The organism is Streptomyces sp. NPDC059092 (assembly GCF_042756365.1).
In the GTDB taxonomy this organism is placed as follows: Bacteria; Actinomycetota; Actinomycetes; order Streptomycetales; family Streptomycetaceae; genus Streptomyces.
Genome location: NZ_JBHZEJ010000071.1, coordinates 31,195 through 47,190 on the forward strand (window position 1 = coordinate 31,195; position 15,996 = coordinate 47,190).

At 72.2% G+C, this 15,996-nt stretch carries 14 protein-coding genes and 1 pseudogene; 8 read left to right on the plus strand and 7 right to left on the minus strand.

The genetic code is table 11. The features are described from left to right. The first annotated feature begins 48 nt into the window (after positions 1-48). The 3 genes from ACFXPL_RS30515 to ACFXPL_RS30525 are packed head-to-tail and all read left to right on the plus strand — an operon-like array spanning position 49 to position 1,524. Positions 49-222, plus strand: coding sequence for a hypothetical protein (locus ACFXPL_RS30515; RefSeq protein WP_384925673.1), 174 nt, complete (start codon positions 49-51; stop codon positions 220-222). After that, on the plus strand, positions 219-821 hold the full coding sequence (locus tag ACFXPL_RS30520) for a sigma-70 family RNA polymerase sigma factor (RefSeq protein ID WP_384925675.1): 603 nt from the start codon (positions 219-221) through the stop codon (positions 819-821). Before ACFXPL_RS30515 ends, ACFXPL_RS30520 begins: the two co-directional genes overlap by 4 nt. A gap of 4 nt (positions 822-825) precedes the next feature. Continuing rightward, positions 826-1,524, plus strand: coding sequence for a hypothetical protein (locus ACFXPL_RS30525; RefSeq protein WP_384925677.1), 699 nt, complete (start codon positions 826-828; stop codon positions 1,522-1,524). Positions 1,525-1,587: 63 nt separating this feature from the next. On the opposite strand, the gene ACFXPL_RS30530 is transcribed toward ACFXPL_RS30525, so the two are convergent. From ACFXPL_RS30530 to ACFXPL_RS30540, 3 genes are all read right to left on the minus strand, one after another. Then, complete coding sequence (locus tag ACFXPL_RS30530; protein ID WP_384925679.1) at positions 1,588-2,391, minus strand: peptidoglycan-binding protein; 804 nt, start codon at positions 2,389-2,391, stop codon at positions 1,588-1,590. Between the two features lie 308 nt (positions 2,392-2,699). Then, entirely contained in the window at positions 2,700-4,052 is a 1,353-nt protein-coding gene (locus ACFXPL_RS30535; RefSeq protein ID WP_384925681.1) for a M14 family metallopeptidase, read from the minus strand. Between the two features lie 177 nt (positions 4,053-4,229). Beyond that, positions 4,230-5,363 carry a pectinesterase family protein gene (locus tag ACFXPL_RS30540; RefSeq protein WP_384925683.1) on the minus strand — a complete coding sequence of 378 codons (1,134 nt, stop codon included), beginning with the start codon at positions 5,361-5,363 and terminating at the stop codon, positions 4,230-4,232. A 171-nt stretch (positions 5,364-5,534) separates the two neighbouring features. Between ACFXPL_RS30540 and ACFXPL_RS30545 the strand changes: the two genes are divergently transcribed. After that, the gene (locus ACFXPL_RS30545) at positions 5,535-5,936 is read left to right on the plus strand and encodes an MmcQ/YjbR family DNA-binding protein (protein WP_384925685.1); all 402 of its coding nucleotides are present in this window, start codon (positions 5,535-5,537) and stop codon (positions 5,934-5,936) included. Positions 5,937-6,025: 89 nt separating this feature from the next. Next, positions 6,026-6,754: a ribonuclease H gene (locus tag ACFXPL_RS30550; protein ID WP_384925687.1), complete on the plus strand. Its 729-nt coding sequence runs from the start codon at positions 6,026-6,028 to the stop codon at positions 6,752-6,754. A gap of 36 nt (positions 6,755-6,790) precedes the next feature. On the opposite strand, the gene ACFXPL_RS30555 is transcribed toward ACFXPL_RS30550, so the two are convergent. The 4 genes from ACFXPL_RS30555 to ACFXPL_RS30570 all read right to left on the minus strand — a co-directional run bounded on the left by ACFXPL_RS30555 (position 6,791) and on the right by ACFXPL_RS30570 (position 12,837). After that, positions 6,791-7,939, minus strand: coding sequence for an aromatic ring-hydroxylating dioxygenase subunit alpha (locus ACFXPL_RS30555; RefSeq protein WP_384925689.1), 1,149 nt, complete (start codon positions 7,937-7,939; stop codon positions 6,791-6,793). Between the two features lie 14 nt (positions 7,940-7,953). Then, complete coding sequence (gene solA / locus ACFXPL_RS30560) at positions 7,954-9,114, minus strand: N-methyl-L-tryptophan oxidase (protein WP_384925691.1); 1,161 nt, start codon at positions 9,112-9,114, stop codon at positions 7,954-7,956. A 71-nt stretch (positions 9,115-9,185) separates the two neighbouring features. Then, entirely contained in the window at positions 9,186-11,642 is a 2,457-nt protein-coding gene (locus tag ACFXPL_RS30565; RefSeq protein ID WP_384925693.1) for an FAD-dependent oxidoreductase, read from the minus strand. A gap of 397 nt (positions 11,643-12,039) precedes the next feature. After that, positions 12,040-12,837 carry an IclR family transcriptional regulator gene (locus tag ACFXPL_RS30570; RefSeq protein ID WP_384925695.1) on the minus strand — a complete coding sequence of 266 codons (798 nt, stop codon included), beginning with the start codon at positions 12,835-12,837 and terminating at the stop codon, positions 12,040-12,042. Positions 12,838-12,996: 159 nt separating this feature from the next. On the opposite strand from ACFXPL_RS30570, the pseudogene ACFXPL_RS30575 reads away from it, so the two are divergent. The 3 genes and pseudogenes from ACFXPL_RS30575 to ACFXPL_RS30585 form a co-directional block, all read left to right on the plus strand. Further along, positions 12,997-13,284, plus strand: a pseudogene (locus tag ACFXPL_RS30575) (bifunctional 3-phenylpropionate/cinnamic acid dioxygenase ferredoxin subunit); the annotation flags it as partial. 152 nt (positions 13,285-13,436) lie between these two features. After that, positions 13,437-14,606 carry an NAD(P)/FAD-dependent oxidoreductase gene (locus tag ACFXPL_RS30580; protein WP_384925697.1) on the plus strand — a complete coding sequence of 390 codons (1,170 nt, stop codon included), beginning with the start codon at positions 13,437-13,439 and terminating at the stop codon, positions 14,604-14,606. Between the two features lie 45 nt (positions 14,607-14,651). Then, complete coding sequence (locus ACFXPL_RS30585) at positions 14,652-15,854, plus strand: cytochrome P450 (RefSeq protein WP_384925699.1); 1,203 nt, start codon at positions 14,652-14,654, stop codon at positions 15,852-15,854. Positions 15,855-15,996: the final 142 nt, after the last annotated feature.

The window sequence follows — 15,996 nt, forward strand, 5'->3', positions numbered from 1 at the left end:
GAAGAAGAAGGACAAGCCGTGACGACCGACGACGTCTTAGCTCTGCTGGTGTTCACCACCGCCGTGCGTGTCTTCGCCCCGGACCTGCGACGCCTGACCCGGTGCCTGCTGCGCGCCGGGGTGCGCGTGGGAGCCGCCGCGTTGGTGGAGGACCACCACCGCGCCGGCGCCCGGGGCGCGACCCTCGCGCCCGCGGCCCGTGACGAGGAGGTCCAGCCGTGAACGCGGAACTCCCGTCCCCGGACGAGCGGGACGACCTCGGCGAGTACCTGGCCGAGGTGCGGTACAGCCTGCCTCCCGCCCTGGAGGCGTTCCACGACCTCTACGTGAAGGCGTACCTCAACTACGCCCACACGATGCTCGGGGACAGGGCGGCGGCCACGGCCGTGGTGCGGAGCTGCTTCGCGCACCTCGCGCTCAACTGGCAGCGCGTCATCCGGACGCCGAGCCCGGAGGCGTACGCCTGGGCGCTGCTGAAGGCACGGGTCGACACCCATCTGCGGCTGGCCGGCCTGGACCCGCAGATGGTGGAGACCGCCGCGTTCCAGCGCGCCGCCCGCGACGTACTCGCCTCGGTGCGGAGCCGGTTCGAGGTGATGGAGACCGCCCTCGGCCTCTACACCGCCATAGCCTCCCTGCCCGAGCGGCAGTACGACGTGATCGTGCTGCTGTACGTGCTGGGCTATCCGTCCTGCAAGGTCGCCCGCATCATGGGCGTCGAACGCGACACGGTCCGCTCCCACCGGCGCCTGGCCAAACGGCGGATCGCGCAGCGACTGGGCCTGCCCCGGCACACGGCCACCGACGAGGAGAAGGAGTAGAGGCATGCGGCCACAGTCCCCGCGTACCATCGACGACGTTCTGACGGACGCCGTGATCCCCGACGCGTTCGCCGACTACGACCTGGCGGTCTCCAGGCGGCAGATCGCCAGGACCGTCGCCGACACCCTGATGTACGACAGCGCCGTCGCCCGCCGGGCGGGCATCGCCCGGAGCGGGCCGGCCGCCCCCGGCGGCTTCCTCCCCACCGTCCACGACCAGGCCGGAACGGACCTCCACGCCCTCTCGGCCCGCGCCCTGCACGGTATCGACGCCGCCGGGCAGCTCGCCCGGCTCGCCAACACCCGCCGTATCGAACCGGACGGCGCGCTGCACTTCGCCTGCCTGCTCAATCTGGCCGGATGGCACGAAGGCGCCCAGTTCTGGTGGCAGTTCGCGGCGGGCGCGGGCAACCCCACGGCCGCCTACTGCCTCCACCTGCTCCATCTCGCCCGCGGCGAGCGCCGGGACGCGGCGCACTGGGCCGGCCAGGCCGCCGACCTCGACGCCGGCCGGACGGTCCCGTCGGCCGGCCGGCTGACCCTCGGCCGTGCGACGGCGGTGGATCCGCGGCGCCCGCCGAGCCCCGCGCTGCGCGCGGCCGTACAGCGGCTGACGATCGAGAGGGACGAGGAGTTCGGCAGCGTCCCTCACCCCGATCCGCATCTCGCCGACCAGATAGCGGAGTTGGCCGACGCGGTGTGACACGGACGGTGTGCGTACGGGCCCGGGCGCCGCGCGGTGTGCGAGCGGTTCGGGCCCGGCCGGTCAGGAGCCGGTACGGGATTCGAGGTCGCCGCGGGTGTCGTCGCCGTAGACGCCGGTCTCGTCGCCCCGGATTCCGTACCAGAGCTGGAACCGGCCGACGGCCTCGGTGAGCGCCGTGTCGTACGTACCGCTGACACTGCCGCCCTCGTAGACGTTGGGGATGCGCAGCAGCCGCTCCTGAAGGTCGCTCACCTCCGGGCCGCTGTCGCCCTCCTGGAGTACGGGGGCGACCTCGCCCGGGTCGGCGGGGCCGGCCGCGGGCGGGGCGTCGGGGGCCGGGGCGGTGGTGGGCGGCGCGGTGGTGGGCGGGGAAGGGGCCGGCTCGGCGGCCTCGCTCGTGCCGTCCGTGCCGCCCCAGGTGAGGACCAGTGCGACCCCGAAGCCCACCACCCCGGCGGCGGCCACGGCGGCGAAGACGGTGAACCGGGCGCCGCGCGGCCGGCCTGCCGCGGTGCTCCGTCCGCCCTCACCGCCAGGAGCGGGAACGGGCGGCAACTCCTCGGTGTCCGTGGTGTCCTGGGAGGAGCCAGGGGTCGCCCGGCCCCTGCGGGACTCCCAGGACGCCCCCGGAGGCTTCGACGCGTTCGGCGGCTTCGGCGGCCTGGACGACCTCTCGCCCAGCGGAACGTGCTCCCAGCCCTCGCCCCGGCCGTCCTCCGGTCCCTCGGATCCGGATCCGGTGTCCTCCGGCCGGAAGAGCTCGCTGAAGTCGGAGAGCGCGCGGGGCCGCCGGCGGCGCATGACATGCGTCGGTTCCAGCACCGTACGTCGTCCGGGCCGCGTGTGATCGGATGGCTCCGTCATGCCCGCCTCCTTCACCGCTTGCCCGACTGTCCGTTCGGATCGGGACGCTACCCCGATCGCCCGGGACATGTGTGCGAATGGCGGCAAGTGGCGCGTGAGGCCGGACACTTGGCCGGTGTCGTACGTCCGGCGGTGGACGCCCCGACTCCGCGACGGCCGCCGGGGATCCGCGACAGGGCGCACCCCCCCCCCCCCCCCCACCCCGCCGACAGCGCCGCCCCCCCCCCGGGGCACGCCCCCCCGCCCTCGGCCGGAGGTCACGTCGCCGGCGGTACGTCGCCGCCGGCGCGCCCGTCATGGGGATGCCGTCAGCAGTACTGCGACTCCTTGCCGATGGAGCGGTACATGCAGTCCGCGTTCTCCAGGAGTTGCAGCACCGCGTCGCGGTTCCTGCTCGTCTCCCGGGTGATCACCTCGTCGGGCGGGTAGAAGCCGCCGCCCGAACTCGACGACGGATACATCTCGAAGGTGTACGCGAAGACCTTGTGCGTACCCCACAGCCAGTCGTCGATCGAGCCGTCCGTGATGTACAGGTCGCTGGACTGTTCCGGGGTGTAGCCGTTGCTCGCGGCCATCTTCCGCCCGACGGTGGCGAACGCGTTGCGGTCGTCCGCGGTCATTCCGGTGGTGGTGTCCGCGGTGGTGTAGCCGAAGGGCCACAGCACCAGCTCGCTGTAGGTGTGGAAGTCGATCGCCGCCTTGATCTGCTGGGTGCCGCCGACGGTCCGGCTCCGTACGAAGTCCGCCACGACCTTCACCTCGGGCGCGGACTCGGCGGCGGCGCCCCGGTACGTCTCGGACGAGGCGGTGCCGGAGGAGCCGCCGCAGCAGCCCCACCGGTAGGCCCAGTTGCGGTTGAGGTCCGTACCGACCGCGCTGGACGAGGAGTTGGGCTGGCGGTTCTTGCGCCAGCTCCGGTACGAGCCGGTGGCGATGTCGTACTCCCCGCCGTCCGGGTTGAGGTCCGGCACGATCCAGATCTCGCGGCTGTTCACGATGCCGGTGACGCGCGAGTCGGTGCCGTATCCGGACGTCAGGTTCTTGAGCAGGTACAGCGCCATCTCGACGGTGAGGTGCTCACGCGCGTGCTGGTGGTGGGTGAACAGGACCTCGGGCTCGTTCTCGTCGGTGGCGACATTGTCGCTGATCTTGATGGCGACGATGTTGCGGCCCTGGTACGAGGTGCCGATGACCCGCTGACTGACGATGCCGGGGTTCGCCGCGATGACGGAGCTGATCTCGCTCGTCATCTCGGCGTAGTTGTGGTAGGTCGAGTCGGCCGAGGGGAAGTCGAAGGGCACCGCGTCGCCGTCGGCGGAGCGGTCGGGCACGGCTCCGAGCGGAGTGGGGTCGTACCCCAGCGCGCGCAGCTTCCGGACCTCGGCGGCGCGGGCGGAGACCACCACGGTCTCACCGTCCGCCTCGTCGATGGTCACACCGGTCGCCGCGAGCGCCGTGCGGGTCGTGGAGGTGGTGTGTGCCCGGATCTCGTACTGCTGGAGGTCTTCGGCGGCGGTGGCCCTGGCCGCGGCGGCCGAGGGGGTGTCGTCGGCGCCGTTGGCCGTGGCACCGGCGCCGAGGGCGAGGGTGAGCGCGAGGGCGGTGAGGGTCACGGTCCGTCTGCGGCGGACGGCGCCGCTTCCGCGGATGCGCAGTCGCATGGGGGCTCCTGGGTGTGGAGGTGTGGGGGAGCGGAGCGGCGAGGCTTCTTGAGCGGTGGGGCGTGGGGGCTCCGCCCGTGTGCGGGACATCCTGAGGGCATGGCATGACCCGGTCAAGAGCGCGAATCGGGCAACCCGTGGTGGAGCGCGCCCGGTCGGCCGCCTCCGGCCCGTCCGTCAGTTCACCGGGTTCCAGCCGTCCGTCCCGGCCAGGTACGCGGCGGCGGTGTACTCGGCGGCCTGCGCCGCTGTGAGCTGCGGCCGGTTGGCGTTGACGGTCGCGCCGGGACCGGTGTTCGCGTACTCGTGGAAGCGCGCCGACTTCCACGGGAAGCTGCCGAAGTCCGCCCACGGCGCGGCGATCCGCACCGCGGCCGGCAGCGCGGTGTTACGGATCACCAGTTGCCCGACGGCGTCGGAGGTGGGGTGCCAGGGGCGGCCGAGGGAGAAGGTGTTGGCCGCCGCCGAACTGCTGATGGTCGAACCGGTGATGAGGAAGCCGTACTTCTTCGCCGCGTTGGTGTTCGGCGCCGACAGATAGCCGTTGTTGCCGCCGGCCGCCGCGCCCCGGTCGCGCAGGGTGATGTTGACCCGGTCGTAGACGGCGGTCGCGTTGCCGAAGATGAAGTCGACGTCACCGCTGATGAAGGAGTTGCGGAAGTACTGGCGGTACTGTCCGGTGGCGGACGGCGCCCAGTTGAGGACGGTGTCCTGGTGGGCGATGAACCGGTCGTTGCGGAAGAGCTGCCGGTCGCCCTGCGCGTTGACGGCCACCGCCTGCGTGTCGGTGATCTCCGGGTGCTCGGACCGCAGCCAGGTGTTCTGGATGGTCACCCCGGTGACGGTGAGGTCGCTCGCGGAGAAGGTCGCGGTGGCGCTGCCCGCGGTGCCGTACGTCGACCCGTCGGGCTTCTTGGTGCCCGAGGCGTTGTCGTAGGTGATCACGATGTCCTCGGCGTTGCCGGTGGCACCCTTGACCGTCAGCCCCTTCTTGCAGGTCGGGACGTTGATGACCTCCCGGTACGTGCCCTTGGCGATCGACACCGTGTCACCGGCGGCGGAGGCGTCGACGGCGGCCTGGACCGTGCGGTACTGCGCGGAGCCGTCGGCGGCGACGGTACGTGTCGTGGCCGCCGCGACGGCGGGCGGCGTCCCGGGCGCCGGGCCGGTCGCCGCGCTCGTGGGCACCACGAGGGTGGCGGATCCGAGGCCGGCGGCGGCCGTGACCGCGGCGGAGAGGAGCGCCGTACGGCGCCACAGCCGTGACCCGGGGCGCACGGCGGGGGAGGGGGAATCGAAAGGAATGGGCACCGTGCGACATCCTTCGTCGGAGGGGTGGTTTCCCCCTCAGTCGGCGCGGCCGTGCGAAAGGTTGCCGCCGGACGGAGATTTCCGCGGCCGGACGGCGGGGGTCGGGGCGTGGCGCGGCGCCCGTCCCCGCGTACCGCCCGGCTGTCAGTGCCCCCGTCTACGCTGACGCGTGTGATTGATTCCGACGATGTTCGCCGTATCGCGCTGTCCCTGCCGGAGACGGTGGAGAAGGAAGCCTGGTCCATGCCGACCTTCCGGGTCGCGGGAAAGATGTTCATCACCGTCCCGGACGACGAGACGTCGTTCGCGGTCCGCTGCCCCCGGTACGAGCGGGCGGAGCTGATCGCCGCCGAGCCGGAGAAATTCTGGGTGCCGGCCCACGAAGCGGCCTCCGCGTGGGTCCGGGTGCGGCTGCGTGCCCTGGACGATCGCGACGAGCTGTACGACATCCTGGTGGACTCCTGGAAGCAGGCCGCCCCGCCCCGCCTCCTGGAAACCTTCCCCACCCCGGGATCCACCCCGGGATCCACCCGGAAATCCGGTGGGGGACCCGGTGGGGGATCCGCCTCCTGACCCCGCCCCGGCCCCCGGGCCGCTCCCGGGCCGGCTGATTCCGGGCCCGCCCGTGAGGGGGCCCGGCGTCCGGCGGGCCGGAGCCTGGCATGATCTGCGGCATGGCTGAACGTGTGATCGCCGCGTGTGACGGGGCGTCGAAAGGAAATCCCGGGCCCGCCGGCTGGGCCTGGGTCATCGCGGACGGCGAGGAGACCCCCGTCCGCTGGGAAGCGGGACCGCTGGGCACGGCGACGAACAACGTCGCGGAACTCACCGCCCTGGAGCGGCTGTTGACGGCCACGGACCCGGAGGTCGCGCTGGAGGTCCGGATGGACTCCCAGTACGCGATGAAGGCCGTCACGACCTGGCTGCCCGGCTGGAAGCGCAAGGGCTGGAAGACCGCCTCGGGCAAGCCGGTCGCCAACCAGGAACTGGTCGCGCGGATCGACTCCCTGCTCGGCGGCCGGTCCGTGGAGTTCCGTTACGTTCCCGCGCACCAGGTCGACGGCGACCGGCTCAACGACTTCGCCGACCGCGCCGCGAGCCAGGCAGCCGTCGCCCAGCGGGCCGCGGGCACCGAGCACGGCTCCCCGCAGCCCCCGGCCGCGCCCGACACCGTACGGTCGCCGGGCGCCCGCAGGGCCGGTTCCTCCCGTACGGGAACGGCGTCGAAGGCGGGCGGTGCGTCCGCGTCGAAGTCCGGGGCGCGCAGGACCCTCAACGCCAAGTTCCCCGGCCGCTGCCGCTGCGGGCGCTCCTACGCGGCGGGCGAGTCCATCGCCAAGAACCCCGAAGGATGGGGCCACCCGGCCTGCGCCACCGCTCCCGCGACCTGATCCGACCGACCTGCCCCGACGGCCGCGCCGGGGCTGTCAGCCCGGCCGGTTCCCCAGCCGCTCCGTCACCCAGTGGTGGAAGGCGCCGATGTGATGCTCGGAGGGGACGAGCACCCCGCCCTCGCGGTAGACCCGGGAGTTCATCCCCGGCTGGGTGCGCTCGCAGGCGTCGAAGTCCTGGACGTTGACGCGGTGGAACAGTTCCACCGACTGGGACAGGTCCTCGCCCCTGGCCACCACCTCCGGCGCGTACAGCCAGTCGCACTCGACGACCGTACGGTCCGCGGCGAGCGGGAACATCCGGTGCAGGATCACCTGGTCGGGGACCAGGTTGACGAAGACGGCCGGCTTCACGGTGATCGCGTAGTAGCGCCGGTCCTGCTCCTCGGCGATCGAGGGCAGCCGGCCCGGGCCCGCGCTGCCGTCCACCGTGAAGCCCCGCGCCTGCGGTGCGAACTCCGCCCCGTGCCCCACGTAGTACTGGGCGGCGAAGCCCTCCGCGAACTCCGGTAGGATCTCGGTGAGTTCGGGGTGGATCGTGGCGCAGTGGTAGCACTCCATGAAGTTCTCGACGATGAGTTTCCAGTTGGCCCGCACGTCGTAGGTGATGCGCTTGCCGAGCGCCAGCTCCTCGGTGCGGTAGCGCTCGATGGACGCGGCGTCGCCCAGCCGCTCCACCGCCGCCCCCATCACCGTGTCCTCGAAGGACGGCGGCTCCTCGGCCAGGCACAGCCACACGTACCCCAGCCACTCCCGCAGCGCGACCGGCCGCAGCCCGTAGGCGACCCGGTCGACGTCCGGCATCTTCACCAGGTTGGGCGCCGCGATCAGTTTCCCGTCCAGGTCGTAGGTCCAGGCGTGGTACGGACACTGGAGGTTGCGGCGCACCACGCCGGACTCCTCCGCGCACAGCCGGGCTCCCCGGTGCCGGCACACATTGAGGAAGGCGCGTGGCTCACCCTTCCTGTTGCGGGTGACGAGCACCGACTCGCGGCCGATCCGTACGGTGCGGAACGCGCCGGGCCCGGCGAGATCGGCGCCGCGCACCGCGCAGAACCAGAGCGACTCGAAGATCTTCTCCTGCTCCAGCGCGAAGATCCCGGGGTCGGTGTAGGAGTGGCCCGGGAGCGTGGAGATCAGGCTCGGGGACGTGCCGCTCTCCATGGACGGGGGCGAGGTCGTCATGGTGGTTCTGCCTCTCAGGCGGTCGCGGCGGAGAGCCGGCGCGGATCGAACAGTTCGATGGGGTGACCGGTGGAGCCGGTGAGCGTGAGATCCGCGACGATCTCCCCCACCACGGGGACGAACTTGAAGCCGTGCCCGGAGAAACCGCAGGCCACGACCACGGACGCCGGGTGCGCCGGATGTCGGGTGATGACGAAGTGCTCGTCGGGGGTGTTGGAGTACATGCACGTCGCCGCCTGCTGGAAGGCGCCCGGCAGGGAGGGGATGTGGCGGCGCATGTGCGAGGCCATCGCTTCGACCTCGTCCGCGTGTACGGTCCGGTCGATGGTCCCCGGGGTGCACACCGTGCCCTTGCGGAAGAAGGCGACCTTGGCGCCGCCGCCGGGGCCGTCGATGGCGGGGAAGCCGTACACCTGCACACCGTCCCCGTCCTCCCAGATGTAGATGGGATGGTGCTCCGGGAGGAAGGGTGCGGTGCCGCCCTCCGGCCGGAACCAGTACATGACCTGCCGCTCGATGGTGAACGGCACCCCCAGATCCGCCAGCAGCTCCGGTGCCCACGCGCCGGGACAGATCACCAACTGGCCCGCTGTGTACGATTCCTCGGGCGTGTGCACCCGTACACCCGCGCCGCCCGGCAGTTCCTCCCAGCGGGTCACCGGTTCCTCGAAACGCAGCTCCGCGCCCGCCTGCGTGGCCAGTTGGACATGGGCGGCGACCGTGTTCTCCGGGCGGACCAGACCCGCCCGTGCCTCGAAGAGGGCGACCTCGTCGTCGCGCGGGGTCAGTGTCGGGAAGCGGCGCCGGATCTCCTTCGCGTCGAGCATGTCGTGCGGCAGGCCCCACCGGAGCGCGGAGCGCAGCGACCCCGACACGGCGAGACTGTCGGGGCGGCCCACCATCACACCGCCGCACAGTGTCGCCACCTCGCGCCCGGTGTCCCGCTCCAGCCGCTCGTACAGCTCGTAACTGCGCAGCAGCAGCGGCACGTACGCCGGGTCCTCGAAGTAGGACTGCCGGGTGATCCGTGAACCGCCGTGGCTGGAGCCCCGGTTGTGGACCGGGCCGAACCGCTCCAGGCCCAGCACCCGGACGCCGCGCGCCGCGAGATGGTAGGCGGCGGCCGAGCCCATACCGCCGAGTCCGAGGACGATCACGTCGTACGTCGGTGCCATACGTTCCTCCAGGGCGGGGCCGTGGGTCAGCGGGTGGTGTCAGCGGCGGGCGCGGGACATCCGGCGTGGTGTCAGCGGCGGATGCGGGACATCCCCGGGTCGACCAGCGGCTCCTCGGTCACCGTCGCCGGGACCTTCTCACCGAAGTACTCGACGGACACGGCCGTCCCCGGCACCGCGTGGGCCGCGGGCAGCCAGGCGTACGCCACGGTCCTGCCGACCGTCCAGCCGTACCCGGCACTGGTGACGTACCCGACCACCGAACCGTCCGCGTACACCGGCTCCTTGCCGAGCACCACCGCCGCCGGATCGTCCAGCGTCAGACACGCCAGCCTGCGCCCGGGGCTTCGCGCCGAGCGGCCCGCGAGCGCGTCACGACCGGTGAAGTCACCCTTGTCCATCCGGACGGCGAAGCCGAGGCCCGCCTCGTACGGGTCATGCTCGGTCGTCATGTCCTGGCCCCAGGCGCGGTACCCCTTCTCCAGCCGGAGACTGTCGAAGGCACTGCGCCCGGCGGCGATCACCCCGAGGTCCCGCCCGGCCTCCCACAGGGTGTCCCACAGCCGTAGCCCCGTGTCGGCGCCGGTGTACAGCTCCCAGCCCAGCTCGCCGACGTAACTCAGCCGCATCGCCGTCACCGGCACGTCCCCGATCCAGGTCCGCCCGGCCCGGAAGTAGCCGAACGCCCGGTGCGAGAAGTCGTCGCGGGTCAGCGGCTGCACCAGCGCGCGGGCGAGCGGCCCCCAGACCCCCACGCAGCAGGTGCCGGAGGTGGCGTCCCTGACCCGCACGTCGTCGGGTGCGTGCCGCAGCAGCCAGTCGAGGTCCTGGGCGCTGTTGGCGCCGACCTGGAAGTGCCGTTCCCCGAGGCGTGCGACGGTCAGGTCGCTGCGGATCCCGCCGGCCCCGTCCAGCAGCAGGGTGTAGGTGACCGCCCCGGGTCTCTTCGCGAGCTGGTTGGTGGTCATGCGCTGGAGGAAGTCCAGGGCGCCGGCGCCGGTGACCTCCAGCCTTCGCAGCGGTGTCATGTCGTACAGCGCGACCCTCTCGCGGGTGGCGCGCGCCTCGGCCGCCGCGATGGGCGACCAGTGTCTGGCCGACCAGGCGTCGCGTACGGGGACGTCCACCGAGGCGGCGAGCGGCGCGTTCGCCTCGTACCAGTGCGGCCGTTCCCACCCGCCGCTCTCCAGGAACACGGCCCCCAACTCCCGCTGGCGGGCGTGGAAGGGCGAGACGCGCAGCGGCCGGGGCCGCTCGGCGGGCTGGAGCGGATGGACGATGTCGTACACCTCGACGAACTGCCGCGCGCCCCGCTCGGCCACGTAACCGGGGGAGAGCTGGACGTCCTCGAAGCGGTGGAGATCGCACTCGTGGACGTCGACCGAGGGCCGCCCGTCCGTCAGCCACTCGGCGACGGCCTTCGCCACCCCGGCCGAGTGGGTCACCCACACGGCCTCGGCCAGCCAGAATCCGCGCAGCTCACGGGATTCACCGAGGACCGGCATGCCGTCGGAGGTGAAGGAGAAGACCCCGTTGAATCCCTCCTCGACACGGGACGTGGCGAGCGCGGGCAGCAGCCTCGCCGACCGCTCCCAGCCGCGGGCGAAGTCGTTTTCGGTGAAGGCGAGCGAGGACGGCATGACCTCGGCGTCGTCGTAGGCGGGCAGGGTGAACGGGTCGACGGGCAGCGGACGGTGGTCGTACGAGCCGATGCCGATCCGGTCGGTGTGTTCGCGGAAGTAGAGATCGGCGTCCTGGAAGCGCAGGATCGGCCGGCCTGCCTCCGTACGCGGATCGTTGACGCCGTCCAGTTCGGGCAGCGGGGCGGTCCGCACGTACTGATGGGCCAGCGGCAGCAGCGGTACGGGCACCCCGGCCAGCCTGCCGATGACCGGCCCCCAGAAGCCCGCCGCCGAGATCACGACATCGGCGGGGAAGGCCCCCCGGTCGGTGACGACCCCGGTGACCCTGCCGTCCGTCCGCTCGATCCCGGTCACGGTGTGCCGCTCCAGGAAGCGCGCACCGCGCTCCTCGGCCCGGCGGGTCTGCGCCCGGCAGGCGAGCACGGCGCGGACCAGACCGTCACCGGGGGTGTGGAAGCCGCCGAGAACCTGGCCGGGATCGAGCAGCGGCCACAGCTCGGCGCACCGCTCGGGAGTGATCAGCTCGCCGTCCACACCCCAGGAGGCGGCGTGGCCGGCCTTGCGGTGCAGATCGGCCCACCGCTCGGGGGTCGTGGCGACCTCCAGCCCGCCCACCTGGTGGAAGCAGGGCAGCCCGTCGACATCGAGCCCGGCGAACTTCTCGGCCGTGTAGACGGCGAACTCGGTCATGGTCCTGGAGGGGTTGGTCCGGAACACCAGGCCGGGGGCGTGCGAGGTGGAACCGCCGGGGGCGGGCAGCGGGCCCTGCTCCAGTACGGTGACGTCGCTCCAGCCGCGGGAGGTCAGCTCGTCGGCGAGGGAGCAGCCGACGATGCCGGCGCCGATGATGACGACGCGCGCTGCGGTGGTGGGCGTGCGGGACATACCCCTCCTCGGATCGGTGCGTTCAGGGGTGTGCGCTGTACGGGTTCACGGAGCGTACGGAATTCACGAGGCGTGCGAGGAACACGGAGCATGCGCGGATCACGAACCGTGGGGTTCGCGGAGGGTGCGAGGGACCCGGAGCGTGCGAGGCGTAGGGGGTGGGCGCGACGGTGCGAGGGCACGGCGGGGCTGTGGCCGGACAGCGGGCGCCGGCCACACCACCCCGCCTTCTTGTTGCGCGGTGCGGTGCGTGTTGCGCTATGTGAGACATCCTGAGAACGGCGGCAGGGGGTGTCAAGGGCGCCCGGTTAACGACAGGTAAAGACCCCCGGGGAAGTGCTGCTCACCGGTCCCGGCGCGACCGCAGGCAAAATATGACGGCTCGTCAGATGGTGGTTCAGGCGCTGTGCCCCATACGGCGCGACAGCTCCTGGGCCGCCTCCACCACCTTCTTGACCGTCCCCGGCAGCGAGTCGCCGGTCATGCGGTAGGCGGGCCCGGACACCCCGATCGCTCCGATGATCGAGCCGTCGTGCGCCCTGACCTCGGCCCCGACGGCGTTGAGCCCGCTCTCCAGCTCCTCCGTCGTGCACGCGTACCCCTGCTCGGCCACGGTCGCCAACTCCGCCCGCAGGGCGGCCCGATCGGTGACCGTCCGCTCGGTGAAGCGCGTGGGCGGCTCCGTGAGCAGCGCTTCGCGCCGCTCCTTCGGGAGATGGGCCATCAGCACCTTGCCCGTGGCCGTCGCGTGCAACGCGAAGCGCCGCCCCAGCCAGTTGTGCGCGGTGACGGCGGCGGGCCCGCGCGCCTGCATGATGTTGACCGCGGCGTCGCTGTCCAGAATCGCGATGTTGGCCGTCTCCCCGGTCTCCTCCGCCAGCGCCCTGATCACCCCGACCCCCTCCTGGGAGATGTCCAGACGCAGCGCGGCCGCGCCGGCCAGGCGCAGGACGCCGGCGCCGAGGTAGTACTTCCCGCGGTCCTTCTCCTGGCCGACCAGCCCCCGGTTCTCCAACACCCCGAGCAGCCGGAACGCGGTCGACTTGTGGACACCCAACTCGTCGGCGATGTCGGTGACTCCGGCCTCACCGTGCTGCGCCAGGATCTCCAGCACGCTCACCGCGCGGTCGACCGACTGGACGGACCCCGAAGGCCCCCGCTTTCCCTCGTTCGTCTCTTCAGTTGTGTCCGCCATGTTTCCGATCCCATCCACCGGCGATCCGATCCGGCCGTCGTTTTCCGGAAGTTCTGGAAGCCCTTGACGGCCGGGCGTTCGGCCAGGATTCTGTTGCGCATCGCGCCTCGCGATGCGTCATGAACAACCGTACGATATTCATTCGCGTGAGGGGGGCCTGTGATTCCCGTCTGCCGTCTTGAAGATCTGCCGGAGGGCGAAGCCGTACGCATCGGTACGGAACCACCCATCGCCGTGTTCCACACCGACAGCGCGTTCTACGCGATCGACGACACCTGCACGCACCAGGATGCCTCCCTTTCCGAGGGCTGGGTCGAGAACTGCCAGGTCGAATGTCCGCTGCACGCCGCCTCGTTCGATCTGCGCACCGGCGCGCCGAGTTGCCTGCCCGCGCGCAGGCCGGTCCGAACCCACCGGGTCGAGATCGTCGACGGTGTCATCTGCGTCCTGCCGGCGGTGTCGGCCGCTCTTGCCGGCGTCGCCGTCCCGGAGACCGCTGTCGTTCCGGAGACCGCTGTCGTTCCGGCCGGCGTCGCGGTTCCGGCAACCGTGATCGTGGCCGTCGCCGTCGCCGTCGCCACGGTCGAGGGCAGCGCCGTATGAGGTCGGTCGCCGTGATCGGCGGCTCGCTCTCCGGGCTCCACGCCGTACGCGCGCTGCGCGACCAGGGGTACGACGGACGGATCACCGTGATCGGGGAGGAGAGCCACCGGCCGTACGACCGCCCACCGCTCTCCAAACGGTTCCTCACCGAGGAGAAGGAGCCCGCCCCCGAGCGGCTGCTCGAACCGGAGGACGAGGGCACGCTCGACGTCGAGTGGCTGCTCGGCGAGCGCGCCGCGCGCCTCGACCCGCGGGCACGGGAGGTCACCCTGGCCGGTGGGCGCCGGGTCCGGGCCGACGGCTTCGTCCTCGCCACCGGCGCCGCCGCCCGCACCCTCCCCGGTAGGACGGGACGGCCACCGCGAGGCGTTCACACACTGCGCACCCTCGACGACGCCCTGGCGCTGCGGGCCGATCTGCACGCGGGGCCACGCCGGGTGGTGGTGATCGGCGCGGGCTTCGTCGGCGCCGAAGTCGCCTCCTCCTGCCGGGGACTCGGCCACGACGTCAGCGTGGTCGAGGCGGCCGTGATGCCGCTCCTGCCCCAGCTCGGCGCCGAGATGGCGGCGGCGCTCGCCGCGCTGCACGGCCTGCGCGGTACGCGACTGCTGTGCAGCGCGGGGGTGGTGGCGCTGCACGGCCGTACCCGGGTGGAGTCCGTGGAACTGGCCGACGGGCGCACACTCCCGGCCGAGGTGGTCGTCGTCGGCATCGGTGTCACACCGCGCACCGACTGGCTGGCCGGCTCCGGGCTCGCCGTGGACGACGGTGTGCTCTGTGACGCGGGGTGCGTGACCGGAGCGCCGCATGTCGTCGCCGTCGGCGATGTAGCCCGGGTCCACCAGCCGGAACTGGGCGCGCACGTACGGGCCGAACACTGGACCAGCGCGGTCGAACAGCCGTCCGTGGCCGTCCGCAACCTCCTCGCGGGGCGCACGGTCGACACGTACACGGGACGGCCCTACTTCTGGTCCGACCAGTACGGCGTACGGGTACAGTTCGCCGGCCGCCGCGCGCCGACCGACACCGTACGCGTCCTGGAGGGCGAACCGGCGCGGGGCGACTTCCTCGCCGTCTACGAACGCGACGGCAGACCCACGGCCGTCCTCTCCGCGAACCGCCCCCGCCCCTTCACCCGGCTGCGCCGCGAACTCGCCCGCGCGTAAGGCCGCCCCTGGTGCCGGACCGCCGCCCGCGGTTACGGTCCTGGCATGCCCGACTTCGACCCTGGGTCTCCCGCGTTCCTCGCCGACCCGTACCCCGCCTACGCCGAACTGCGGGCCCGCGGCCGGGCCCACTACTACGAGCCGAGCGACCAGTGGCTCGTCCCGCACCACGCGGACGTCTCCGCGCTGCTGCGCGACCGGCGGCTGGGCCGCTCCTACGGGCACCGCTTCACGCACGAGGAGTTCGGCAGGAACCCGCCGCCGGCCGGACACGAGCCGTTCCACGAACTGAACGACCAGGGGATGCTGGAGCTGGAGCCCCCGGACCACACCCGTATCCGGCGGCTGGTGTCGAAGGCGTTCACCCCGGGCACCGTCGAGCGACTCGCCCCGTACGTACGGCGGCTCGCCCGCACCCTGGTGGAGCGGCTGGTGGCGGAGGGCGGCGGCGATCTGCTGACGGCCGTCGCCGAGCCCCTGCCCGTCGCGGTCATCGCGGAGATGCTGGGCGTGCCCGAGGCGGACCGGCCGCTGCTGCGCCCGTGGTCGGCGGCGATCTGCGGGATGTACGAACTGAATCCGCCCGAGGAGACGGCCCGCCGCGCGGTCACCGCCTCACGGGAGTTCTCCGCGTATCTGCGTGAACTCGTCGCGGCGCGCCGGGAGAAGCCCGGCGACGACCTGATCTCGGGTCTCATCGCGGCCCACGACAACGGCGAGAAGCTGACCGAGGCCGAGATGGTCGCGACCTGCGCCCTGCTCCTGAACGCCGGACACGAGGCGACGGTGAACGCCACGGTCAACGGCTGGCACGCGCTGTTCCGCAACCCCGGCCAGCTCGCCGCACTCCGCGCGGACCGGGCCCTGCTGCCCACGGCGGTGGAGGAGCTGATGCGCTACGACACACCGCTCCAGCTCTTCGAGCGGTGGGTGCTCGACGAGATCGAGATCGGCACCACCACCGTGCCGCGCGGCGCCGAGGTCGCCCTGCTCTTCGGCTCGGCCAACCACGACCCGGCGGTCTTCCCGGCCCCGGAGACACTGGACCTCTCCCGCCGGGACAACCCGCACATCTCCTTCAGCGCGGGCATCCACTACTGCGTCGGCGCCCCGCTGGCCCGTATCGAACTGGCGGCCTCGCTCTCCGCGCTGCTGGACCTGGCCCCCGGCCTGCGCCCGGCGGGGGGGCCGGTGCGCAAGCCGAACTTCGTGATCCGGGGGCTGGAAGGACTGCCGGTCACGGTGTGACGGGGCCGCCCCGGGGCGTACGAACCGTGCGGGCCCCGTAAGGCTTACGGGGGCCCCACCCGGCCCGGCGCAAACGGGGTGCCGCAAGGACCAAATACCAACAGGAGCGTATTAACAAAAACCACCCCCCCCAAAACCAAAA